Annotated in this window: 23 protein-coding genes and 1 tRNA gene; 10 read left to right on the forward strand and 14 right to left on the reverse strand. The window is 45.0% G+C overall.

Annotated features, from left to right (window positions below; translation table 11 throughout):
* Positions 1-8: 8 nt before the first annotated feature.
* The 3 genes from KCV26_15960 to KCV26_15970 all read left to right on the forward strand — a co-directional run bounded on the left by KCV26_15960 (position 9) and on the right by KCV26_15970 (position 4406).
* Positions 9-2990 carry a histidine kinase gene (locus tag KCV26_15960; GenBank protein ID WZX36754.1) on the forward strand — a complete coding sequence of 994 codons (2982 nt, stop codon included), beginning with the start codon at positions 9-11 and terminating at the stop codon, positions 2988-2990.
* A 5-nt stretch (positions 2991-2995) separates the two neighbouring features.
* Entirely contained in the window at positions 2996-3769 is a 774-nt protein-coding gene (locus KCV26_15965; protein ID WZX36755.1) for a response regulator transcription factor, read from the forward strand.
* Positions 3770-3935: 166 nt separating this feature from the next.
* On the forward strand, positions 3936-4406 hold the full coding sequence (locus KCV26_15970; protein ID WZX36756.1) for a helix-turn-helix domain-containing protein: 471 nt from the start codon (positions 3936-3938) through the stop codon (positions 4404-4406).
* Here KCV26_15970 and KCV26_15975 read toward each other — a convergent pair.
* The gene (locus tag KCV26_15975; protein ID WZX36757.1) at positions 4396-5565 is read right to left on the reverse strand and encodes an ATP-binding protein; all 1170 of its coding nucleotides are present in this window, start codon (positions 5563-5565) and stop codon (positions 4396-4398) included. The two genes, KCV26_15970 and KCV26_15975, sit on opposite strands and share 11 nt — an antisense overlap.
* 285 nt (positions 5566-5850) lie before the next feature.
* Positions 5851-7071 (reverse strand): beta-lactamase family protein, encoded by a 1221-nt coding sequence (locus KCV26_15980; GenBank protein ID WZX36758.1) that lies wholly within the window; start codon positions 7069-7071, stop codon positions 5851-5853.
* A 264-nt stretch (positions 7072-7335) separates the two neighbouring features.
* Between KCV26_15980 and KCV26_15985 the strand changes: the two genes are divergently transcribed.
* The 6 genes from KCV26_15985 (at position 7336) to rsgA (ending at position 11909) form a co-directional block, all read left to right on the forward strand.
* Complete coding sequence (locus KCV26_15985) at positions 7336-7662, forward strand: carboxypeptidase regulatory-like domain-containing protein (GenBank protein ID WZX36759.1); 327 nt, start codon at positions 7336-7338, stop codon at positions 7660-7662.
* Between the two features lie 482 nt (positions 7663-8144).
* Positions 8145-8360, forward strand: a complete 216-nt coding sequence (locus KCV26_15990) for a hypothetical protein (protein WZX36760.1) — start codon at positions 8145-8147, stop codon at positions 8358-8360.
* A gap of 5 nt (positions 8361-8365) precedes the next feature.
* Entirely contained in the window at positions 8366-8809 is a 444-nt protein-coding gene (locus KCV26_15995; GenBank protein ID WZX36761.1) for a helix-turn-helix transcriptional regulator, read from the forward strand.
* Between the two features lie 731 nt (positions 8810-9540).
* Positions 9541-10599 (forward strand): hypothetical protein, encoded by a 1059-nt coding sequence (locus tag KCV26_16000; protein ID WZX36762.1) that lies wholly within the window; start codon positions 9541-9543, stop codon positions 10597-10599.
* A 75-nt stretch (positions 10600-10674) separates the two neighbouring features.
* Positions 10675-10824: a hypothetical protein gene (locus KCV26_16005; GenBank protein ID WZX36763.1), complete on the forward strand. Its 150-nt coding sequence runs from the start codon at positions 10675-10677 to the stop codon at positions 10822-10824.
* Positions 10825-10841: 17 nt separating this feature from the next.
* Entirely contained in the window at positions 10842-11909 is a 1068-nt protein-coding gene (gene rsgA, locus KCV26_16010) for a ribosome small subunit-dependent GTPase A (GenBank protein ID WZX36764.1), read from the forward strand.
* Between the two features lie 72 nt (positions 11910-11981).
* On the opposite strand, the gene KCV26_16015 is transcribed toward rsgA, so the two are convergent.
* From KCV26_16015 to KCV26_16060, 10 genes are all read right to left on the reverse strand, one after another.
* A tRNA-Val gene (locus KCV26_16015) sits at positions 11982-12056 on the reverse strand.
* 40 nt (positions 12057-12096) lie between these two features.
* On the reverse strand, positions 12097-12717 hold the full coding sequence (gene rsmG / locus KCV26_16020; protein ID WZX36765.1) for a 16S rRNA (guanine(527)-N(7))-methyltransferase RsmG: 621 nt from the start codon (positions 12715-12717) through the stop codon (positions 12097-12099).
* On the reverse strand, positions 12714-13625 hold the full coding sequence (locus KCV26_16025; protein ID WZX36766.1) for a DUF3298 domain-containing protein: 912 nt from the start codon (positions 13623-13625) through the stop codon (positions 12714-12716). Before KCV26_16025 ends, rsmG begins: the two co-directional genes overlap by 4 nt.
* Positions 13626-13752: 127 nt before the next feature.
* Positions 13753-14907, reverse strand: a complete 1155-nt coding sequence (gene cydB, locus KCV26_16030) for a cytochrome d ubiquinol oxidase subunit II (GenBank protein WZX36767.1) — start codon at positions 14905-14907, stop codon at positions 13753-13755.
* Between the two features lie 44 nt (positions 14908-14951).
* The gene (locus tag KCV26_16035; protein ID WZX36768.1) at positions 14952-16499 is read right to left on the reverse strand and encodes a cytochrome ubiquinol oxidase subunit I; all 1548 of its coding nucleotides are present in this window, start codon (positions 16497-16499) and stop codon (positions 14952-14954) included.
* Between the two features lie 38 nt (positions 16500-16537).
* A complete protein-coding gene (locus KCV26_16040; GenBank protein ID WZX36769.1) occupies positions 16538-16786 on the reverse strand; it encodes a DUF4492 domain-containing protein in 249 nt (82 codons plus the stop codon).
* A 51-nt stretch (positions 16787-16837) separates the two neighbouring features.
* The gene (locus KCV26_16045) at positions 16838-17149 is read right to left on the reverse strand and encodes a DUF3467 domain-containing protein (GenBank protein WZX36770.1); all 312 of its coding nucleotides are present in this window, start codon (positions 17147-17149) and stop codon (positions 16838-16840) included.
* A 165-nt stretch (positions 17150-17314) separates the two neighbouring features.
* Positions 17315-19288, reverse strand: a complete 1974-nt coding sequence (locus KCV26_16050; protein ID WZX36771.1) for an NAD(P)(+) transhydrogenase (Re/Si-specific) subunit beta — start codon at positions 19286-19288, stop codon at positions 17315-17317.
* The gene (locus tag KCV26_16055) at positions 19285-19602 is read right to left on the reverse strand and encodes an NAD(P) transhydrogenase subunit alpha (protein ID WZX36772.1); all 318 of its coding nucleotides are present in this window, start codon (positions 19600-19602) and stop codon (positions 19285-19287) included. Before KCV26_16055 ends, KCV26_16050 begins: the two co-directional genes overlap by 4 nt.
* Positions 19603-19630: 28 nt before the next feature.
* Positions 19631-20788 carry an NAD(P) transhydrogenase subunit alpha gene (locus KCV26_16060; GenBank protein ID WZX36773.1) on the reverse strand — a complete coding sequence of 386 codons (1158 nt, stop codon included), beginning with the start codon at positions 20786-20788 and terminating at the stop codon, positions 19631-19633.
* 270 nt (positions 20789-21058) lie between these two features.
* On the opposite strand from KCV26_16060, the gene KCV26_16065 reads away from it, so the two are divergent.
* Entirely contained in the window at positions 21059-22051 is a 993-nt protein-coding gene (locus KCV26_16065; protein WZX36774.1) for a class II fructose-1,6-bisphosphate aldolase, read from the forward strand.
* Positions 22052-22114: 63 nt separating this feature from the next.
* On the opposite strand, the gene KCV26_16070 is transcribed toward KCV26_16065, so the two are convergent.
* Positions 22115-22255: a hypothetical protein gene (locus tag KCV26_16070; protein WZX36775.1), complete on the reverse strand. Its 141-nt coding sequence runs from the start codon at positions 22253-22255 to the stop codon at positions 22115-22117.
* A gap of 105 nt (positions 22256-22360) precedes the next feature.
* On the reverse strand, positions 22361-23977 hold the full coding sequence (locus KCV26_16075) for a LamG domain-containing protein (protein ID WZX36776.1): 1617 nt from the start codon (positions 23975-23977) through the stop codon (positions 22361-22363).
* Positions 23978-24102 lie beyond the last annotated feature (125 nt).

The following is a 24102-nucleotide window of genomic DNA, read 5'->3' on the forward strand; positions in this document are numbered from 1 at the left end:
CACAATCAATGAAGATTATCTATACTTACATATTGATTTTGCTCTGTTTCGCGAACACAGGAATTGCACAAGAACTCACATTGCCCGGTCACAAGCAATACGGGTTGAAAGACGGGTTGCCTCAAACACAAATCACCACGTTGTTTCAAGACAGTAGAGGATATATCTGGGCAGGTACAAACAATGGTGCTGCACGGTTTAACGGAGAAAATTTCTTTGCGTTTACCACTAAAAATGGATTTCCATTTGGATACGTAAACAACTTTGCAGAAGATAAACAAGGGCGGATTTGGGTGCTTTGCAGGCATGGCATTGCTTGTATAAGCGGCGACAGCGTAGCTGCGTTTCCGCAAAATGAATATTACTTTGCTCAAGGTGATTTTACAGCTGGTGATACGATTCGGTTTATCGCCACCCGAAAAAAAGATGATAAACGAATGGTGGGATATTGGACAGATGGGGAGTATAAATTATTGGACCTACCCTTTATTGACCGGTATAAGGACGGGCATCTATTCACTTACAACGAGAAATTAGATGCTTACATCTTTAGCTCTGAAGAAAATATTTATCAAGTCAACCAAAACGAAGTGAAGTCATTTTCACATCCTTGTCCTTATGAAAACCATAAGCCTGCAAAAATCATCCGGCTGGAAAATGATTTTATTGTTTTTTATGTTTCATCCGACCTGAACCACATATTGTGTTACAGTTTTAATAAAACCACATCGGAACTTATAGCAGAATATAGTTTTGGAAAATGTTTAAAATATCCACCTGACAACTTACGCGAGCATATTTCATTTTTTCAAGGACTTTCGGTTCAAAATTATGTTCAATATACCATAGAAAACGGGGAGATCTATCCGCTCAATGTTTCAGGGCACAATGTAAGAACAATACTAAAGGATAAGAACGGTGGATTGTGGTACGGTGCCGAAGATGGTTTGTTACGTATTTTTTCGGGTGCGTTTACAACCTTTAATCCCGCCCTTTTACCTGAAATATGGTCTGTAACCGAACAGCAGGAAGGCAGGTTTTGGTTTGCTTCTTTCTCTTATGGGGTAAAATCATTAAAAGACAACAAATTGAAGTCACTGTTGTTGAACGGCAAGGAAATACTCGGAAATTATTTTCATCCTGCAGTAAATGGCAACAATTCACTCTATTTTGCCCTTGGCGACGGTATTTTAAAATACATGCCAAACGGAAAGACGAAATTGTTAAATTACACATGGAATGACAATCCTCCCATTTGTTTCTATACCCATTACGATAAGGAGCGAAGACATTTGTTGGGCGGTTTTCGCGGTAACGTGGCCGTGTGGGACGATAACGACAAGCTCGTCCGTGAAATAGGAAGAGCAAGCGGAATGCCCATAACCGGTTTTGTACATTGCATTGCACAAGATTCCGCATCCAACTTTTGGTTCGGCAGTCCCGACATTTATCATTACAACTGGGAAACAAACAGACTGAAACAATATGCTTCATCGGCGGAAATTATCAATTGTCTGGATGCAGCTACCGACCACAGTGGCAGGACATGGTTCGGCACCCAAAAAGGACTTTACTACTATGACAAACAAACCGACAGCGTAAAAATAATAAACGTTCCCGAATTGCAAAATTGGGTATTAATGGTTTTACCCATCGATAAATCCAGGCTTTTGTTATCACAGCCCGACGGATTATATATTTTAGACTTGGATGAATTCAACCGAAATGGAAAAGTGATCTTGTCGTGTTACAACGAAGCCAATGGCTACTTAGGCGGAGAGCCGGGACAAGCAGGTGCATTTAAAGATTCACAAGGGCATATCTGGATTACGGGCACATCTGCGTTATCCAGATTGAATCCCAATTTATTACCCAAAAAAGATTCTCTCCGACTAAACCTCGTTTTCACTAAATACAACAACACGCCCATTCTTTATGAACAACACCAAATTAAACTGCCGCATAACCAGGAATCGGTAACCATTGTGTTTGATGCTGTTGCATTTAATCGACCAACACCTGTCGAATATAATTACCGGATAAATAAAAGTAAGAACTGGAGCGTTGCCCAAACCGATAATTACATTACGCTTATCGATTTACCACACGGGAAAACAACACTATATGTGCAAGCATCGCTGCAAGGTGTAAGCACGATATTTCCTGTTGTCATTTACGTTAGTAAGGCTTTTTACAACCAGGCATGGTTCATTCCACTTGTTCTATTTTTGCTGTTACTGACGCTTATTATTGTGACACTCGTTTATGGACGGACGCAAACCCGTTTACAAAAAACACTCATGCGTGCAAAATATGCGGAAGCCGAGACCATTCAAGCACTAATGAATCCCCATTTTGTCTACAACGTGCTTGCCAATGTCCAATCAAAAATTCGCAATCTCAAAATTGAAGAAGCAGAACAATCTTTGCTAAAAATGGCTCACCTGATAAGGCGTTTTTTACATTTACCTGCTCAAGACATTGAAAATAATGACAATAAATCTGATATTCTGAAAAATACAGTAACTTTGGCGCAAGAGTTGGATTTATTACAGGAGTTTATCGATTTTCAACAATTGCTTTATCCACAGGAATTTATTTATTTACTCAGCATCGATGACAATGTCGATGTTGAAAAAATATATCTTCCTCCAATGCTGTTGCAACCTTTTGTTGAAAATTCCATCAGTCACGGTTTAATACCCAAACAAGGAGTAGGACGGCTGCAGATAGACATTTCGTCATTCAAAAAACAAAACAAAACAATTATCCGTATTATTGATGATGGTGTCGGGATAGAACAATCGCGCCAAATGCGAGATCAGTCCAAATTTAAATACCCTTCGCGTGGAAGAAAACTTACAATGAGACGCATTCATTTGCTGAATGAGTTAGGATTTAACATCGAAATTGATACCGAAACATCCGAAAAAGGAACAACCGTGACAATTGTTTTATTAAAATCGGCCGAAAAGAAAACCAGAAATTAGATACAATGGAACCGGAGAAGCAGAAAGAAAAAGGGATTCGTGTAGTTGTAGCAGACGACATTGAGGATAGTCTTGACTTGGTTTGTTCTCTTATCAAGGAAGTTTGTCCGCAAGCCAAGATAATTGGCAAACACACCACCTTAAGCCAGACCCAAAAGACTATCGATTCGCTGCATCCCGATGTGGTATTACTCGACATTAAGTTTGTATCGGAAGGAAAAACAGCTTTTGATTTGCTGGAGCTGTATCGGAAGAATAATCAGTTTGCGTTTAAACCCATCATTTTCTCCGGTCATTGCGAAAGAGAATATTACGATATGGCATTTCAATACGGTGCGGTTCATTTTCTCCCAAAACCGGTTGATAAGGAAAGACTAAAAAATGCAATTGAACGGGTTAAACCTGAAAACAGGAATGAGACAATCTTATCCGCCAATATTCTGAAAAATACGCTGGTAATAAATACCGCCACCAGAAGTCATTTTATTTCACCCAAAGACATTGTTTATTTCCAAAGTAAGGATTCTTATACATACATCGTACTCGCCAACGAACAAGTGATAAAGAGTTCAAGAAACTTGGGATTTTATGAAAAACAAATTAAATCCTTTAGCGATTTTTTTCGTGTTCACAACAATACCATTTTAAACTTGAACTTCATACAGGGGTTTTCAAATAAAACCGAGAGGGACATTATTCTTAAACCTCCTTTTGGAGAAATAAAAAGTTCACGGGAAAAATTCAAGGAGTTGTTGGAGATAATAAAAAGGAAGACCTAAAAAGAGGCTGTTTCAATTAATAAGATTCAGCTTTGCGTATTGAATGAAGATATTCCGGTGATATGCACTGAATTAGTTTCGATTTAATCTGACAGTTAAAGGGCAAACAAATTAAATTTGTAATGCTAAAAACAAAATCAAGTTTAACCCTTTAAAACTGTCAGAAATGAATGTAGAAACAAAAGTAATTAAAAGTAGGTTAGGTTTATTGAACTTGGCCGAAGAATTAGGCAATGTATCATTAGCCTGCAAGTATTTAGGATATAGCAGGGATACATTTTATCGTTATAAGGATTTATTCTCGGAAGGAGGAGAAGAAGCCCTGCGGGAGATGAGTCGTAAAAAGCCCAATATCAAGAACCGTATAGAAGCCCATATTGAAGAGAGGGTTGTTTCCTTTGCCATAGAACACCCGGCTTTCGGACAAACCCGGGCATCGAATGAATTGAAAAAAGAAGGCATGTTTATTTCACCCTGCGGGGTTCGTTGTGTATGGCTACGGCATGATCTGGAAACATTTCAAAAGCGATTGAAAGCCCTTGAGAGCAAGGTTGCACAGGAGGGACTAATCCTTACCGAATCAGTAAAAGCAGTTGACTTTTATGAAAAAGTAGAATTCGTGGAGATCAGATTATAGTTACGACCTTTTTCAAAAAATCACTCAACCCGCAAACTTCCACATCATTTTTAAATGGATAAGATGCTGATACGGGAGAAACAATATATGTTTTATCCGGTTTTGTGGTTTCTATAGCTCTCCAAAAGCCTTTGGTCACCTGTGGTGCCGATGAGGCTTTACATTCTACCGCTATCGTTCGGGAACCCCTCTCAATAAGCAAGTCTAACTCATCCCCTGTAGCACTGCGATAAAAAGAAAACTTACAATCTCTCAATGAAGAAATGATGTTTTCAATTACAAATCCTTCCCAAGATGATCCGAAAACAGGGTTGCCCATTAGTGAATTGAAATCATCCACTTGTAGCAGCCTATGTAATAACCCACTATCTCTCACAAAAATTTTTGGGGATTTAACCAGACGTTTCTTGATATTCTTTTCAAATGGCGGTAGCGAACGGATAATAAAGGTCTGTTCCATCAGGTCGATATACCGGCGAATAGTTTGATAGGTTACACCTAGCGATTCTCCCAATTTGGACGAATTAAAAAGTTGCCCTTGATTGTGCGCACACATAGTCAGCAGACGACGAAGTTGCAATGCGGGAATTTGAAATCCGAGCTGTGGAATATCCCGTTCTACATATGTTCTAAGGAAATTTTCTCTCCAAAGTACACTTCCTTGTTCAGATGATGCGAGATAGCTATCAGGATATCCTCCACGAAGCCAGAACTTATTCAATTCAAAATCTATGTTTTGCTCAACTTCTTCAATTGTAAAGGGTGTGAGTTCAATAAGCCCGACTCTTCCGGCTAGCGATTCTGACGTTTTCTGTATAAGGTCCTGCGAAGCAGATCCAAGCAAAATGAACCGTCCTGGACGACGGTGACGGTCTATTTCACTTCGTAAGACAGAAAAAAGTTCCGGTACTAACTGAATCTCGTCCAAACAAATTGTTACATGCTGATTAGCCTGGAAGAATAACATAGGCTCTCTCAACTTGTTCAAGTCATCCAGGTTCTGAAGGTCCAAATATAGATAGGCATTCGAATTTTGATAGAGCATCTTCGCCAAGGTGGACTTTCCGCATTGCCTTGGGCCTAAAATGACAACCGCAGGAAATACGCTTAGATTCTCTTTTACAAATGTTTCTATTTTTCTGTCGACCAGTTTTTGCATATCATAAATACAATTTCTATTTTGCACAAATGTAGTAAATGTATTTAAAACTACCAAAAGAGACAACCGCTTAGTTCCCAGGGAAAGGGGAAAAAGAAAACTATTGTAACCGGATAAAGAGAATTGAAGTCTTATGATTGTAACAAATAAAAATCAAGCAAGATGGTACAAAGAAATCTCGTTTCGCGCTTTGCCGGAACAGAATGTCAAGCTCCGGGGAGAGGCCAAGGAACCTGAAGAGCTTGCCATAAAGTAAAAGCAGTTGGCTTTTATGAAAAAAATGAATTATTTCATTCTTCCAGTATATGCATCAACGCCAGATTTGCTTAATGGCTGTGCGAAGAACTTCTCGGCAGCTTCGTCGACTTCGGCAAGCCATGGCTGTCCTCCTCCGGCGGATTGGACCACCCAGAGCTTAAGCTCTTTCTTGTGCCAATTGACAGAACAGTTAGTACCCCAGGCACCACCATGACCAAACCAAGCGTCTTCGCTGTCCTGTTCTGGTGCTGACAAGCCGAGGGAATAGCCGCCCAGACCCTTGGGACGGGTGGAAAGAGCGAGAAGATTCTTCACGGTTTCTTCTTCCAAGATGCGCACACCATTCTCTCCCAAGCCAAGATTCATCAGCATCTTATAGAACTTCAGCTGGTCATTGGCAGTAGTCCAGAGACCCGCACCGGCAGAAGCAAATACATGGGAGTCATTATAAGGCCGTTGCTGCCATGGCATTTCTTCACGCCACTCAGCTGGAGCATTCTCTTTGTTCTCATAGAGTTCTATCTTGTTCTTAAGCTGTTTGTCGGTAGGCCAGAACCATGTGGACTTCATTCCCAAGGGGTCAAGCACCTCCTGCTTGAGATATACCTCCCACTTCATCCCTGTGACGACCTCAACAATAGCTGCACCAATGTCAATTCCCGTATTGGAATAGAGCTCGCGGGTACCGGGCTCGAACATGATGGGCGATGCGGCAGCGATGGAGGCTGTCTGGCGAAGAGGAGCTCCTCCGGACCATCCGCCACCCCTGACGTCGGAGCGCTTGGCACTAATTTCGAAGGGAAAGCCTCCAGTATGGTTGAGCACCATACGGATGGTAAGGACGTTCTTGGCCTTACGAAGGGTCTTGGTACTGTCATTTGCTGCATCCAGCACCCATAATTCCACAAACTCCGGAAGATACTTTGAAACAGGGTCGTCGAGTGAAATACGGCCCTCTTCCACCAGCTTGGCGATTGTCACTCCGCAGAAGCCTTTTGTCTGTGAACATTGCATGAATACATTGTCCATCTCTATTGGGCGCTTTTTTGATACGTCGGCATAGCCTATGCAGGTGGTTTCCTGCACGCCGTCCTTGTAGAATACACTAATGGCACCGGCCAACTGACCACTGTCCACGTAGGGTTGCAGCACTGTTTTTGCAAAACTTGTCTTGGAGTCTTTGGGCTCATTCTTGGCTGAAGCTGATAAACAGAACACTGCAATCAGCAAAAAAATCGTTTTCTTCATGTTTTTATGATGATAATTGGTTTATTGTGCAGAAGTAATCAATTAAAAGTAAACGCTTATATTATTTTATAGTATATAATCATTGTTTTGCAAAGATACTGTTTTTCCTAAAACTATTTTCTTCTGCCCATTTCTTTTTGATGTAATCAGGGATGGATAAGATGCTGATGGAGCACTGCGATAAAAAGAAAAAAAGGAAAAACTATTGTAACCATATAAAGAGAATTGAAGTCTTATGATTGTAACAAATAAAAATCAAGCAAGATGGTACAAAAAATTCTCTTTTCTATTCTTCTAAGCGGGTTGATCATACCCATGAGCGCCAAGATAAAAGGTACTGTTTCCGATAGTAACAACAATCCCATTCAGTACGCCAAAGTGGCTGTCTACTCCCTGCCGGACTCGGTACTGATCAACGAAACCTCGACCGATGAGCACGGTGAGTTTGCATTCACAAATCTCCAGAGCGTAAACAAAATGCTGAAGTTCTCCGTCGACGGGTACAAAGAAATCTCGTTTCGCGCTTTGCCGGAACAGAATGTCAAGCTCCGGGGAGAGGCCAAGGAACCTGAAGAGCTGGCTGTGAAGTAAAATCGGCTACTCTTCCCTCCCACTCTATTCCTCAAACTTTATGTTTTACAAAAGTTTGAGGAATTTCTTTATCTTGTCGGGGCTTGGGGAAGACAGATTTTTTAATTTGCAATAAAAGGAGCTTTTCTGACAAATGTTTCATTTCACATGACATTACTCAACAAGCAAATTACTTTTATTCAAACATTTATTTATAAAATCTTTTTATATCGAAAGATATTTATTAGCTTGCATTTCAATTCAGCAATTGGAAAGATCCGGAGTTTCTGTACAATTTTTTTAAATTCAATTACAAAGATCTTCATCGATCTATCTGGAAGTACATTTCTATAGAATATGCAATAGATAAAACAATTCAAGATGCTTTAGAATTTGAAAGCGAATTTCTGGATAATCATGAAATAAATCTAGAAGAACGATTCAAACCTCTAAATGATTTACAAACTTCATTCATCAATTTGAATAAAAGTAAATGCTATGGCATGAATGCTCCCAGTTGGTTAAGGCTATATGGACTGCGTGTTGAGAAGGGTGTTTACGTGATTACAGGAGGAGCTATTAAACTCACACACAAGATGGAAGAAAGGGCGCATACCATGGAAGAACTTATCAAATTAGAAAAAGGACGAAACTTTTTAATGAAAGAGAATGTTTTTGATGGTGACGGACTCGTTGATTTCATTGAATTTCAACTTTGATAATTATGGGAAAAAGTTTAGATAGATTAAAGGAGCTTGCTGCCGGGAAAATGTCGTCTTGGCAGGAGGAAGCCAATTGGTACAGACAAAATAATGGATGGTTAAAACAATCTTCCAAAATAGCTTTTCGTATCCTTAGCGAATTGGATGAAAAAGGATTATCGCAGAAGGAATTGGCATTGAGAATGAATGTGTCTCCGCAATATGTTAGTAAGATAGTAAAAGGTAAGGAGAATCTATCGCTCGAGACCATATGGAAAATAGAGGAAGCTTTGGGTATTACCCTCATCTCTGTGAACGGAAACGTACAGTATGTTTATCCTGAAACAATAACGTATAATGAGTCATATACGAGAATTCCATTATCTAAGAGTTTGAGTACCCGGGTGAATGATGATTATGTCAACTATAAAAATACTTTCCAAAACAAGGATGATAATGTTGCATGAAAGAAACTATTAACTTCAGGTTAGTAAGACTGAGTACTGATCAGTTTGGTATACTGAGAGATATGTACGAACCCGATGCGCCGATAGGAGTAAATACACAATTAGCGAAGGGTTCGCACGTCATCTCAGTGTAATAGTGGTAGGCACGTCCAGAGGAATTCTACATAGCAGGACTGAAGGAACAGACCTGAATCATGTCGTTTTACCGCTGACAAACGTTGAGGAAATTATAAAAGAAGATGTGATTATAAAATTAGCCGATAAGCTCTGAAGAGTTTGGGAGGGTAAGCCCCGAAATGAATTACTTTAAAGATGGAAGACCTGAACAAAGACTTGAATTTATCACAGCAAAAACTTTCGAAACGGGCTTGATACAACTGTACTATAGGAGGGAAAAAACACACTAAAAATGGTTATATTTGATAATCAGACAGAAGCATCCAAATATACGGATGCTGTAGCTACTTGAACAAGGGGTACAGTGGGATGAAATGCTGTTGTAATTTTGAAATTTTACTGTTGCTTCCAGCAGGTGCGCGCTGCTCATGCAGGGTGCACATAAAAAACAAGAATATTTAATTGCAGGTTTACTATTGGGGCCCATTCGATTTCCGAATGGATGTACTCCTTCGATTAATTTGTTGATAACAACAGGGATTAAAAAAATTTCATTAGTTTTGCAGTGATCAAAAAAATGATGGCGAAGCTTTGAACCATTGAAATCTAAAACGATGATGGAGTCTGAAAGTATCATGAATGAAAATTTATCTGCAATAATGCGTACACGCCTCTTTATATTACTTTTGGCAGTCTCGAACATGGCAATTTTTGGCCAGCAGTATTCCCCTAAACCCGTAACCGTGGGCGAAGACACATTTTTACCCTATATAAAGGGAAAAGTTATAAACAGAATACCAGAAAATGACCTGATTGCTCAAAAAATATTTGCCATTTTACGGCCACTTCCGAGTGTAAATACACCTCAAGGCTACGAGGTGGAAGCATACAGCGACGGAACCAGTCACATGTTGGAGCTACACTTTATGCCCTATCTGCTGGAAGAAGGAGAAACCGTGCGCAAGCCGGGAAGCAATATCAACTTTTATTTCAATGACATAGCCTCTATTTTCAGACAACCCTTGCAGTCAGGTATCGGCGAAATTTATACCCTACCCGCAAAAACCGGCGATTTTATGGGCTTTCCCATCTATGAACACGAAGGACGTGAAACCACCGCAATTTACACAGGCAATGAACCATTATTCCTGCCTGTTTCGCAAGAAGAATATCTCAATGCACTGATAAAATACGAAGAACAGAAAAACAAGGAAAATGGCAGTCCGATTTCTATGGATGATAATTTGAAAGAGATTGAAAAAGCATATCAGGAACTACTGAAAACCGATAAGGCAGCTGCCGAGGAATTCAGAAAAGATATGGAAAGCTTCCGAAAAGATCTGGTTCAAAATAACACCACAGACGATTTGACATCTTCCTACAAGAAAGAACTAGCCCACCTGTCGCCTGCCGAAAGAAAAAAGCAAGCATACTACGCCATTCATTCAATGGAAAAGAAGGGTAACTTTTCGGGGCTTGTTTCCGACAACGAGACCGAAAAAGCTCAACCATTGGTAAAACCGAACGACAAGGCAATATCCAAAAACACAAACGACAAGATTCGCTTAATCGTTGTAACATGGAAACCCGGTTACGCACTTACCGATGACAAGATGCATGAAATTTTGCAGAATCAAACAATTTGGAAACGGATTATGCAAGAAGTAGAATAAACAAACTCGGCAGAGAAAAAGCGTTCGGTTGTAAAGTAGATGACGAGCTTGTAAAGAACTTAAAACATTATTTTCATGTCAACATCTAACCTGAAACATTTATTTGAAGTTCTGACTGCCAGACCCTTCCTGACAGTACTCATGCTTTTTGTTGCTGCCGTTGGCAGTGTGGGGCATGGAACGGGTGATGAGCTGTGGAAGTTCTTCAGCAGGTTCCTCAAATAACGTAGATTGATACGGATATGAAATTAGATGATCTAGGATATAATGATAAGATTGAAAAATCAAGGATTGAGAATAACCTTGAAGACTTTGATATTGGCAGGGTAATTTCGGAACATAAAGAAAGATACATAGTTAAAACCGAAAAAGGCGAATTTGAAGCCGAGATTACCGGCAACTTGAGATTTTCAGCAAAAGGTCGCGAAGATTTTCCAGCAGTAGGCGATTGGGTTGCATTGACAATCTATGATTCAGGCTTTTCTATAATCCATGGAATATTACCACGGTTCTCAATCATTTCGAGGCAGTCTGTTAGTCAATTCGGAGAGGTACAGATAATTGCGACAAACATTGATTATGCGTTTTTAATTCAAGCGGTTGATCGGGATTTCAATATAAACAGACTTGAAAGATACCTGACCATTTGTTACTCATCAGACGTTAGCCCCATCATTGTGCTCAGTAAGACTGACCTGATAGACGAGCAAAGAATTAATGGGATACTGAACGATATTAAACTACGTATAAAAAATGTACCGGTTATTGCAATAAGTAACGAGACTCAAAATGGATATGAAGCAATAAAAAAGACGATTGAAAAAGGGAAGACATATTGTATGCTTGGTTCTTCGGGAGTTGGGAAGTCCACCTTATTGAATAATCTCTCTGGCAGGACCATAATGAGGACAGATACAATTAGCCAGAGTACAAATAAAGGGCGGCACGTTACAAGTCATAGAGAATTGATTATTCTTGAAAATGGAGGGATACTGGTTGACAACCCAGGTATGAGAGAAGTAGGCATTGCAGACACAACAAGCGGATTAGAAATCACATTTGACAAGATTGTCAGTCTTTCTCAAAATTGTAAGTTCAAAGATTGTACACACACCCGCGAGACGGGCTGCTCCATTCTTGAAGCCGTTGAAAAAGGAGATATAGATAAAAACTCTTATGAAAATTACTTAAAATTGGAAAGAGAGAAAGCGCACTTTGAATTGACAGTGGTGGAGAAACGCAAAAAAGATAAAGAATTGGGGAAAATAATAAAGAATTATAAGAAAGGCATGAATAAGAACAAGTACTAAACTTGACGATGCAAATATCCTCCGCTTAAACCGACATTATGAATCCCGGAGGAGACAAGTAAGGTAATGTAGTGAACTGTGTTGGATTCGAACCAACGACCTCTGCCCTGTCAAGGCAGCGCTCTAAACCAGCTGAGCTAACAATTCGGGTTTGCAAAAATAAAACATTTTCTTCAAATATACAACCCTACACCGGCAGATAGACCAACTTCTTGGTCTCGAAGAAAGGTTCGGGGAAGTAGCTGCTGAGGGAGAACACCTCCGCCTTGTTCTTGAACGGGGACAGCTCGGAGGCCAGATTACCGCCCTTAAGGCAGATAATCCCGTTGGGGAGTGCATTTCTCTGTTCGGAGGAGATGTTTTTCCGCACGATCTTCTCCAGATCGGGCAACGGCATGACGGCGCGACTCACTACAAAGTCGAATTTCCGCTTCTCGTCTTCCATACGCGAATGGATGAAGTCCACGTTTTCCAGGCCGATGGCTTGCGAAACCTCGCGGGCTACCTTTACCTTCTTCCCGATGCTGTCCAGCAGCAGAAAGCGGACCTCAGGGAAAAACACGGCCAGCGGCACACCGGGAAACCCACCGCCGGTCCCTACGTCGATAACGGACGTACCGGGTTGAAAACGGATGAACCGGGCAATGGCAAGCGAATGCAGTACATGGTGGAGGTAAAGATTATCGATATCCTTACGCGAAATGACGTTTATCCGGGAGTTCCAGTCGGAATACAAATCAAAAAGGGCGTCGAACTGCTCTTTCTGCTTTGCGGAAAGCGAGGGGAAATATGTATCGATGACACTCACTTCAGCCGGGCTAATTTTGAGACAACGGAATTCTCGCGCAACAGGGAGCGGACGGCCGTATACGGGATAAAAACCTCGGGTACCTGAAGCTGGTAAGCCGAGTACTCTCCCTTATTGAACGTGTAGGTTATTCCTTTATCGTTAATGAGAAAATTCTTGTTCGGAACGATCTCGTCAATACCGAAAAAGCCCAGGTCTTCCAGCTCCTGGACGGACTTTACGCCGTGTGCTTCCAGCAAAGAGCCTTGAAGGATCGGACGCAATGCCAGGTCGTAACCGGCGGAGAAAATGTCGCCTTCGGCCATCAGCTCGCCGCTCGACAAGTCGAGCACGTAGTTTCTAACGGTTTCGTACGACATGCGGCCACCCTTGTTGTTCACCTGCCTCACCTGAAACGAGATAATGCCAAACTGGTTGTAAACGATGGAATCGGAAAGGTTCTCGTAATAGGAGTAAAACACCTCGGGGAGATAATCGAGCTCTTCATCGGTGACATACAGGCCTTCTGCAGTGTCGCCGGTATGCTCGTCGTGCAAGGGTTTGTTGACCTTATAGATCTCCGCATCATTGCGGTAGTTCGCGATATAATTCCGGGCGTACCTGTCAACGGCTTCCTGAACGGACAAGCTGTCGTAGCTGGGGCCGATCACCGTCCTTAGAAAAACACGTCTGGCTGCCCGGGCGTCGAAATTCGAAATTCTTTCCGGATAAACAAAGGTCAGTTTCAGGTTACACGAGGGATTTTCCGGATTATCATCCAGAAAGTATTTCTTTTCTATGTTTATCGTATCAAACTCTATCCCGTTGTCTGCCTTGAACAAACTTCTCTTGTCCTGGTTGCAGGAGGAGAAGAGTGAAGAGAGCAGAACCGCCACAAGGAATGAAAACACGAATACTTTTCGTCTCATCTGTTAAAAAATATGTATGCAAATATACACATTTTATTTTTCACACCTGCCCTGAAACGGTTAAAATAAAAGGGAACAACCTTTTTTTGATTGTTCCCCTTCTTAAATGACACCAGACACAGAATTTTTAATAGGCGTGCCCGTCCTTGTTCAAGTCTTCGAGTTTCAGCTTCTTCCCTTCCAGCGCCCTCCAGGCATAAACGATGTAGGCAAACACAAAAGGAACGAGCAACGAAACAATTGACATGGCCGTCAACGTGAACTCGCTGGAGGATGAATTTTGTACGGTAAGCGAGCTTTGCAGGTTGGTATACGACGGATAATATGCCGTATGGTTGTAGCCGGCCACAAGCAGCAGCATGGTTACCGCCACCACTGTGCCAGCCCCGGCAAACCAGATTCCCTTATTGAACGATTTGTTGGCCACCGTACCGAAAATTCCCCACAGAACCGACACGACACCAAACAGGAAAAGAACAAGCACCACCGGCATCTGGATGAAGTTGTTCAGGTACTTGTAGGGTTCCATATATACCTCCTGCGTATCCGGATTAACAGCATAGCCGTCGGAAACCAGCGTCCAGATGAGAAAAGCCAGGAAGAATACCACAAACGGCACACCGTTGTACAGCGTGTATTTTCTCGATCTCTTGTGTAACACGTCGTGATCAAGCCTGTTCACAAAAAACAGGCTCGCCATCGTCCTTGCGAGAAAAAGAACGGCCAGCCCCAGGCACCAGTTCCTCAGGTTCCCCAGCGCTTCGAGGCCGTGAAGCGGATTGTCCCACCCGCTCATCACGTTCCCGGCAGTTCCAAAGCTCACCAGATTCACCTTGTTGATGGTAAACTCCGATCCGGTGAAGAACGTGGCAACGGCAACACCCAGCACGAAAGTACCGATTATCCCGTTGAAGAACAGGAACGACCGATACGTCTTCGGCCCGAACACATTACCCGGCTTCGATTGAAATTCATAGGATACGGCCTGCACCACAAAAGAGAACAAAAGCAACATCCATACCCAGTATGCCCCGCCGAAGCTGGTGGCGTAAAACAACGGGAACGATGCAAAGAACGCGCCACCGAACGTGACCAGTGTGGTAAAGGTGTACTCCCATTTGCGGCCCAGGGCATTTATAACCAGTTTCTTTTCATCTTCCGTCTTCGAGATCGAATTGATCATCGACTGTCCACCCTGCACAAAAAGAAGAAAGACCAACAATCCTCCCAGCAGCGATATTATAAACCACCAGTAATTCTGTAGAAATTCGTAAGTTATCATAATTTGCTTGAGTTTTTAAAGTGTATAAATTATTCTGTGAAAGATTAGAAATCAGGCCCTTTCCGGATCTGTTTCAGCATAATGGTAACTTCCGCAATAAGTAGAACGGTGAACAACACCGCGAAGAGGATAAAAGTGGTTATCACGTTTCCGGCAGATACTCCCGACGCTGCCGCCTGAACAGGCAGCACGTCCTGTATAGTCCACGGCTGGCGCCCCACTTCGGCAACCACCCATCCGAACTGGCTGGCCAGGTAGGCCAGCACGATACTCCATAAACCGATGTATTGCAGGGCTGTGAAGTTTTCGAGCTTTTTCCTGCTGTGGAAATACCAAACCACCGCAAAGAACAGGATGAAATATCCACCTACCATCACCATAAAGTGGAACATGTAAAACGTGAGGGGAACATTCGGGATCAGGTCTTCTTCCTTTTCCAGGAAACCGTAGCCGAAGTAGCTGTAATTGTCTTTGATGATGGTTTCGAAATTGGCGGCATCGGTATCCCGTCCTTCACTCTTCGCTTGCTGGAAATCGGCCAACGCCTTGTGGGCCAGCAGGCCGCGCTCCCTTTTTTCCTGGAAAGACAAGGCGGTGGAGCCGTCGGGCAGTGTGTATCCGCCGTCAATAACGTCCTTGATGCCGGGTACAAACGCGTTTATGTTCCGATATCCCATCAGGGACAAAAGCTTGGGGATTTCTATCTTGAACAGGTAGGGATTCACGTCGTCGTTGTATGCTTCCTTTTTCGGGTTGAGCAAACCGACAGCTACCAATCCGGCCCCTTCCTTTCCTTCGTACAAGCCTTCCATGGCGGCTAGCTTCATCGGCTGCTTTTGCGTGACTTCATAGGCCGACCCGTCACCACTGACCGCAATCAATATAAACGACACCAATCCGAATATGGTGGCAATCTTTATGCTCCTGAGCGCAAAATCCTGGTGCCTCTTCTTGATCAGGTACCAGCTGCTTACCCCCACCACGAACGCGGCGCCGAGGCCCCACGACGAGGTGACCGTATGAAAAAACTTGTTGATGGCAACGGGAGATCCGGCCACCGCCCAGAAGTCGACCATCTCGTTCCTCATGGTCTCGGGGTTGAACTCCATCCCGATGGGATACTGCATCCAGGCGTTCGCCACCAGGATCCAGAACGCCGACAGAGTGGCCCCGAGGGTCACCAGCCAGGTCGAAGCCAGGTGCATCTTTTTGCTTACCCGGTCCCACCCGAAAAACATGATGGAAATGAACGTTGCTTCGAGGAAGAACGCTACAATACCTTCAATGGCTAGCGGCGCGCCAAAAATATCGCCCACGAACAAACTGTAATTCGACCAGTTTGTACCGAACTGAAATTCCAGGATAATGCCCGTTGCCACACCGATAGCGAAATTGATACCGAAAATGATTTGCCAGAACTTGGCGGTTTTTTTCCATTTCTCGTCTCCGGTACGCACATACATGGTTTCCATGATAGACATGATCACGGCCAATCCCAGCGTAAGCGGGACAAAAATCCAATGATAGCCGGCCGTAAGGGCAAACTGCCCTCTCGCCCAACCAACAGCTGATGCATTCAGTAATAAGTCCATAGATCTTTAAAAGATTAATTGGGTTAATAATTTTATTTTTATTCTTCTGAATCGAAAGACGACCTTTCAATCATTTGTTCACGCACGTATCCCGCTTTTTCCGATTCGTCGCTTACCTGTGCCTTGAGAAAATCGGGAAAAAAAATGGGCTTGAGTATGGCAAACATGATGATGAGCTTTACAATCACTATTATCCACAGTGTCCTGCCGAGTTTCGACATACTGATAAAGCCCTCCCAAAACATGGTGAACCAATTGAATTTTTCTTTTTTTACTTCTGATTCCATAAAAAAAAGTGTGATTTTTAAAATAAATGTAAACAAAAAAAGGGGGAGAGGCTACGCCTGCCCCATTCCTCCTATGGGAGGGAGAAAACCGGGATTTTCGTTGTTCACCGAAATGGTCCCGTTCATCTTCTCAAACTTATCAATATTGTCCTTCAGCGCCAGAAGAAGTCTTTTGGCGTGTTCGGGCGTGAGGATAATGCGCGATTTTACTTTTGCCTTGGGAATACCCGGGACAATCCGTACGAAATCCACCACAAATTCCGAAGAGGAGTGTGAGATGATGGCCAGATTAGAATAGGTTCCCTGAGCAATTTCTTCCGTGAGCTCTATCTGAATTTGATTATCGTTGTTGAAATTTTCCATTTGCCGAGAAATTAAACATTAATAAGTGTGGAAAAGATAAATAAAGCCAAACAAAGAAATATAAAATTTATTAAACTACAAAGCTATCCGTAAGGGAAAATGGGGAAATGGCCTGTTTTAAATCAAAAATGTCCCGTTTTCAGGGACATTTTTGCAACTGTTTTTTTAATTCAACCACGCGATCATCGTTGAGAGCGACTCCTTGGCGTCGCCCAGCATCAGGTGAACGCCGCTCCTTTTGGTGTAAAGCGGATTCTCCACGCCAGCGTAACCGGGGCTCAGGTCGAAATTGCAGATGAAAACCTCCGGGGCCTCATCCACATTCAGCACGGGCATCCCGTAGATGGGGGTATCCACCGCATCGCGGGCAGCCGGGTTGAGCACGTCGTTGGCGCCGATCACGATCACGGCATCGGTGTCTTTGAAGTCGCCGTTGATCGTATCCATCTCGTAAAGCTGCTCGTAAGGCACATCGGCCTCCGCCAGCAGCACGTTCATGTGCCCGGGCATGCGGCCGGCGACGGGATGGATGGCGTAACGCACTTCCGCACCGTTCGCCTCCAGCTTGTCGGCCAGCTGGCGGACCAGGTGTTGTGCCTGTGCCAGGGCCATTCCGTATCCGGGAACGATGATTACAGACCGGGCATTCCGCAGTTTTTCGGAAGAGTTGACGGCAGCAGGTTCTTCACCTGAAGAAGAAGCGGACGGTTCTTTTTTGTCCAGCTCCGAAAGTAAACGGCCGACCGAATCCTTGGCGTCGCCCAGCATCAGGTGAACGCCGTTCCTTTTGGTGTAAAGCGGGTTCTCCACGCCGGCGTAACCGGGGCTCAGGTCGAAATTGCAGATGAAAACCTCCGGAGCCTCATCCACATTCAGCACGGGCATCCCGTAGATGGGGGTATCCACCGCATCGCGGGCGGCCGGGTTGAGCACGTCGTTGGCGCCGATCACGATCACGGCATCGGTGTCTTTGAAGTCGCCGTTGATCGCATCCATCTCGTAAAGCTGTTCGTAAGGCACGTCGGCCTCCGCCAGCAGCACGTTCATGTGCCCGGGCATGCGGCCGGCGACGGGATGGATAGCGTAACGCACTTCCGCACCGTTCGCCTCCAGCTTGTCGGCCAGCTGGCGTACCAGGTGTTGTGCCTGTGCCAGGGCCATTCCGTATCCGGGAACGATGATCACCGACCGGGCATTACGCAGGATTTCTCCGGCCGACGGCTTACCGGATTGCTCATCTGGCGTTTCGCTTTTCGGCTCTTCCATTACTGGCTGGGGCTGGACCACTTTTTTCCCCGAAACGGAGGTTTTCCCGGTTAAAATATCCATCAGGCTGCGGTTCATCGAACGGCACATGATCTGCGTCAGGAATAATCCGGATGCGCCCACAATCCCTCCGACCGAAACCAGCAGGATATCGCTGATCGCCATACCGGCAATAGCTCCGGCCACACCGCTCAACGAGTTAAGCAGCGAGATGGTAATGGGCATGTCCGCTCCTCCCACGCGGATGGAAAAAGCAAATCCGAAAAGTGTGCTGAATGCGATGCTTATCAACAGAATCAGTGCAACGTCCGCAGGCAGGCCAAACATGTTTCCCGCAAAAGCAGAATAAACCACGGAAACGGTGAGCACAATCAGGCTGAAGTTCAACACGACAGCGTGGTTTTTCCAGATTACCGGCCTCTGGGACAAAAGCTTATGCAGCTTCCCGGCAGCGACCAGGCTACCAACCAGGGTGATAACCCCCACCACTATCGCCAGGACGGCGGTAACGTTGGAAAAGACGGGAAAATCACTTACCCACTGCCCCACTCCCAGCAACGTCAGGATACCTACCAGGGCAGATGCCAGCCCGCCTACCCCGTTCAGCAAGGCGACCAGCTGCGGCATCTGGATCATTTTTACACGGACGGCAAACGCACTTCCGATAACAACCCCCACCAACATATAAACGTATATGCTTCCAACAGAAGCAATCCGGTTGTAAAGCAACGTAACCACAATCCCCGCGAGAACACTGGCCGCACTGATGATGTTGCCCCGGACAGCCGTCTTCACCCGGCTCATCATGGAGATCCCCAACAAAACGGTGACGGACAAAACCGCACAAACAACGTAATAAAGAGTGGGTGTCATGATGGCCTTTCCTCCTTCTTTTTCTTGTCGAACATCTTAAGCATCCGGTGTGTAACTCCGAAACCGCCGACAACGTTTACCGTAGCGGCAACAACGGCCAATCCACCCAGGATCTGTCCGGTTATAACGTCCTGCTGCCGAACGGCCGCCACCGACAAGCCCACCACGGCTACCGCACCGAGAATGGTAATTCCCGACAGGGCGTTCATCCCCGACATCAGCGGGGTATGCAACAAGCTCGGCACGTTTTTGATGATCACGTATCCGACCCCGGTGGCCAATGCAAAAATCACTATCAAAAAAACTGGATTCATGTCAACCTCAGCAATTAAAATTTATTTTTCACAATCCCATCGCTTCACGCGTTCCCTCGTGCACGATCTTGCCCTTATGGGTTACCAGGATAGAACGGACAATTTCATCGTTCAGGTCCAGCGCTACCTCTCCGTCTTTCGATAAGTATTTCACCAGGTTATAAACGTTTTGAGAGAACATCCAGGTAGAGCTGGTGGGAATTAATCCCGGTATATTCTTGATTCCCTGAACCATCACGTTGTGGATCACCTCTTTTCTTCCTGCCGGGGTAACCTCGCAGTTACCGCCCTGATCGATGGAGATATCCACAATCACTGCTCCGTTTTTCATCGATTCCACCATTTCCCCGGTAATCAGAACCGGCGCCACCTTTCCCGGAATCAACGCGCTGCAGAACACAATGTCCATATCTTTCAGCACACTTGCCAGCACTTCACGCTCTTTCGCCAACCACTCCTCGGGGAGCTTTTGCGCATATCCGCCCTTGCCGACCGCCAACTCTTCCGGAATGCCGGTTTCAATGATCCTGGCTCCGACGCTTTTGGCCTGTTCGCTGGCAGCAGGACGAATGTCCATGGCGTAAGTCACTGCCCCCAGCCGCTTGGCAGTGGCCAGCGCCTGCAATCCGGCAACACCGGCACCGATAACCAGCACGTTGGCAGGCTTAAGCATTCCTACGGCGGTGAACATCTGCGGCATGAATACCGACAAGTCGTCGGCCGCCATGATGATTCCCTTGTAACCTGCACAAGTACTCATCGAGGTGAGGGCGTCCATGTTTTGAGCGCGCGAGATGCGGGGGATGCTATCGAGTGTGAGGCCGGTCACGCCCCGGGCGGCCAATTGCTTTACCATGTTGTGGTTTACGGGTGAGGCGGGATGGATGAACGTAATCAGGAACTGCCCCGGATGCATCATCTCCACTTCGTGCTTGCCCACATTTTCGTTAAAAAGCGGTTCTTTCACTTTCAGGATGAGGTCAGCTCTTTCGAAGAGGTGCTCCGCGTCGCCTACCATTTCGGCTCCGGCTTCTCTATACTGTTCGTCGTAATAAAGCGATTTCACTCCGGCACCGGCTTCCACAAGCACGGTCATGCCGTCCTGAATAAATTTCTTCACGGTTTCGGGGGTAGCAGCCACACGAGCTTCTCCCGACATAATTTCTTTGGGAATCCCTACGATCATAATTGATTTGTAATTTATTGTTCAAAATAATATTAGAAAACTAACTTTTTGGATGTTTCTCTTTGTAAAGGCCACTCAAAAATTAATCACAAAAATAGGAGAAAAAAATGACATAACGACAGTTTTAACAAAAATATGAGACTCCATCTCTAATAAACTCAACTCTTTTACATTCTCTTAGGAGAAAAAATTTCCGTTTGTGCAGAATAAATGTTATTTTTGTACCTTGTTTTGGGAACGTAATTCATTAATTTTTTAAATAACAAGAATATGGTAAGTTACAAAGAGTTGGGTTTGGTAAACTCAAAAGAATTGTTTAAAAAAGCGATTGAGGGAGGCTATGCTATTCCTGCTTTCAATTTTAACAACATGGAACAGTTGCAGGCAATTGTTTCTGCTTGCGTGGCAACAAAGTCGCCCGTAATTTTGCAGGTTTCCAGCGGTGCGCGTAAGTATGCCAATCAGACCCTGCTGCGTTATATGGCTCAAGGCGCCGTTCAGTATGCAAAGGAACTGGGATATGAGATACCTATTGTCCTTCACCTGGACCACGGTGACAGCTTTGAATTGTGCAAGGATTGTATCGAAAGCGGTTTCTCTTCGGTTATGATTGATGGTTCGCACCTTCCGTACGAAGATAACATCGCGTTGACCAAGAAAGTGGTGGATTATGCGCACCAATTCGACGTGACGGTTGAAGGTGAACTGGGCGTTTTGGCCGGTATCGAAGACGATGTTCAGGCCGAACACCACACGTACACCGAACCGGATGAAGTGGTTGATTTTGTCACCCGCACCGGAGTTGATTCTCTGGCTATCTCCATCGGGACATCGCACGGAGCGTTTAAATTTACGCCCGACCAGTGTACACGCGACGAGAACGGCAAGTTGGTTCCCCCTATGCTGCGTTTCGACATTTTGAAAGAGATCGAAGAGCGTATACCCGGATTCCCCATCGTTCTGCACGGTTCTTCTTCGGTTCCACAGGAATACGTGGATATCATCAACCAATACGGCGGCAAGCTGAAAGACTCGATCGGTATTCCCGAAGAATGGCTACGTGAAGCTGCCAAATCGGCTGTATGTAAAATCAACATCGACTCCGACGGACGCCTGGCTATGACAGCTGCCGTTCGTGAAGTGTTCGCCAACCAGCCCGCTGAGTTTGACCCGCGCAAATATCTGGGCCCGGCTCGCGAATCGTTGAAGAAACTCTATATGCACAAAACCGAGAAAGTACTCGGCAGCGCAGGCAAAGCGTAATCCACTTTACGGTTTCTGAACGATACAAAAATCCCCGGCTACACTGGCCGGGGATTTTTACTTTTACAAGGGTATTGTTATTTTTCGGATTTTGATCTTTGAGTCGGCGTTATCGGTATACACCGAAAAGAATTCAGGGCCGAAATTCACCGCCGCAACCTGGGTGCCTGCTTTCACCATCACTTCCGATTCGATATTTTCCACTGTGTTATATTTAGTGAACAGGTTTGCACCACTGGTTCCACATATTACCCGTATACCCGGCAATGCAACAAGCGAGGCACACTCATAGCCAACATACCCTTTTTATCAGAACTGGCGATCCATGTAATAGAGACCTTTCACTTCCGATCCGGTCAACGCCCTGTCGTACATCCTCACCTCGTCGATAACCCCATTAAAAGGACGACCTGTTCCATAAAGAGAGCCGAAAAAGATTGGATTATCGCTTCGTGTATTGATAACATCATTCCTTGTTATCTTACCAACATCGGTGATTAACGTGCCATTCACATAATAGCGCACACCTGTAGTGAGTGTCTGGCCTTCTCCACCGATGAATACAACCGTATAAAAATTCCACACGGCTGGAGTGATCGCAGTCGATTTCTTTCCCAAGTTCGACCATGAGATATCACATATCAGCTCGCCGTTCACGAGACTTATTTCAAAACGGCCTCCATAATCCGTTGTTGGACCACCGTAGCTCAGAATGGCCTGTTCTGAAGCAGATAAGGCATCCGCTTTAGCCCAGAAGGAGAAGGTACGTGCGGCGGTGCCGGTGATCCCGGGAGAGGAGCACTTGATATAGTCACCGCTGCCGCCGTTGAATTGGTAAGCACGGTTGCTGTTGCCTTTCCGATCGGTGGTGAGTGTCACGTTCCCGTATACGGTTCCGTTGTTTGTACCTACCATATCGTTCGCATTGCCGTCGAAGGACCAGTACCCTGTCAGCCCGCTGTCGGTCGGGATCTTGATATACCTGAACCGGCTGCCGTCATACACCATTTTGAGGCGGTAGTACTTCCCGAGTTGCATGGCCCTGGCAAAAATTGTCTCGGTAAATGATGAACCGTTGATATCTTTGATATCCATCAATTTGGAGGTGTCGGAAGGGTCAACCTCATCGCCCGGCACCACCCAGCGATAGAGCTTGAGCGACTCCCCTGCGGCGATAGTGGTTCCTGCAGGAGGAGAATAGACCAGCTCGGTACCGGCATTGGTATTGATAAAGCTGTTGTCGGCAATATCGAATGTGGCATTTCCGGTGCTGTTCCGCAGCCAGTTATAACCCTTTCCGGCGCTGGAGAGGGTAATTTGCCCCACGCTCACAGGGGATGGTGTATCGTTGTAGATCCAAACGGAAAAGATGGAGCCTATGTGGCTGAAAGATACCTGCGGAGAAGATGCCTCCGTCAGGTTCTCCGCCGCGAACCGCATCACGTTGATCGGCTCGGTGTCGCCCAGCAAAGTTCCGGAAGTGGTTCCTGCCGGAGCCGGGAATAGCACCGTCTTGCTGTTTGCCGGTGAGAAGGATGCCCCATAGATACCATAGAGATGGAAGGTGCCGGTGATCTCTTCGGGAATCACCACTTCAAAATCGGCCCTCTTCCCATCCGCGGAGATATTGGTCACAGCCACATCTGGGACTGTCCTTACGATGCTTCCATTTTCACTGACAAAGCAAAGATGGATCTTGTCTCCCGCTTTCCAGCTTACAGAAATGGCTCCCTCATCGGTCTCCGTGAAAGTGAGACGGGTGGATGACGTGCCGCTCTTTTTCTCCTCATCCGGCATCGAAGCGTTCAACTTGAGGGTACGGGCGTGCGCCGTTTCCATCGGATCTTCTTCAACGATCTCTTGATTGCTGCAGGCAGTTACCCAAAGCATCAGCAAGAGGGCAATAGTGAAATTGATTGTTCTCATGGTCTATTAATTGGTAATAATTAAAAACTTCCCATACCGTAAAAATTATTCTCAAATTGTAAATAAAACACAATTTTTAAGACATTTTCCGGAAAGTCAGTAGTATCCCCGGCCAATGTGGCCGG

Source organism: Petrimonas sulfuriphila, assembly GCA_038561985.1.
In the GTDB taxonomy this organism is placed as follows: domain Bacteria; phylum Bacteroidota; class Bacteroidia; order Bacteroidales; family Dysgonomonadaceae; genus Petrimonas; species Petrimonas sulfuriphila.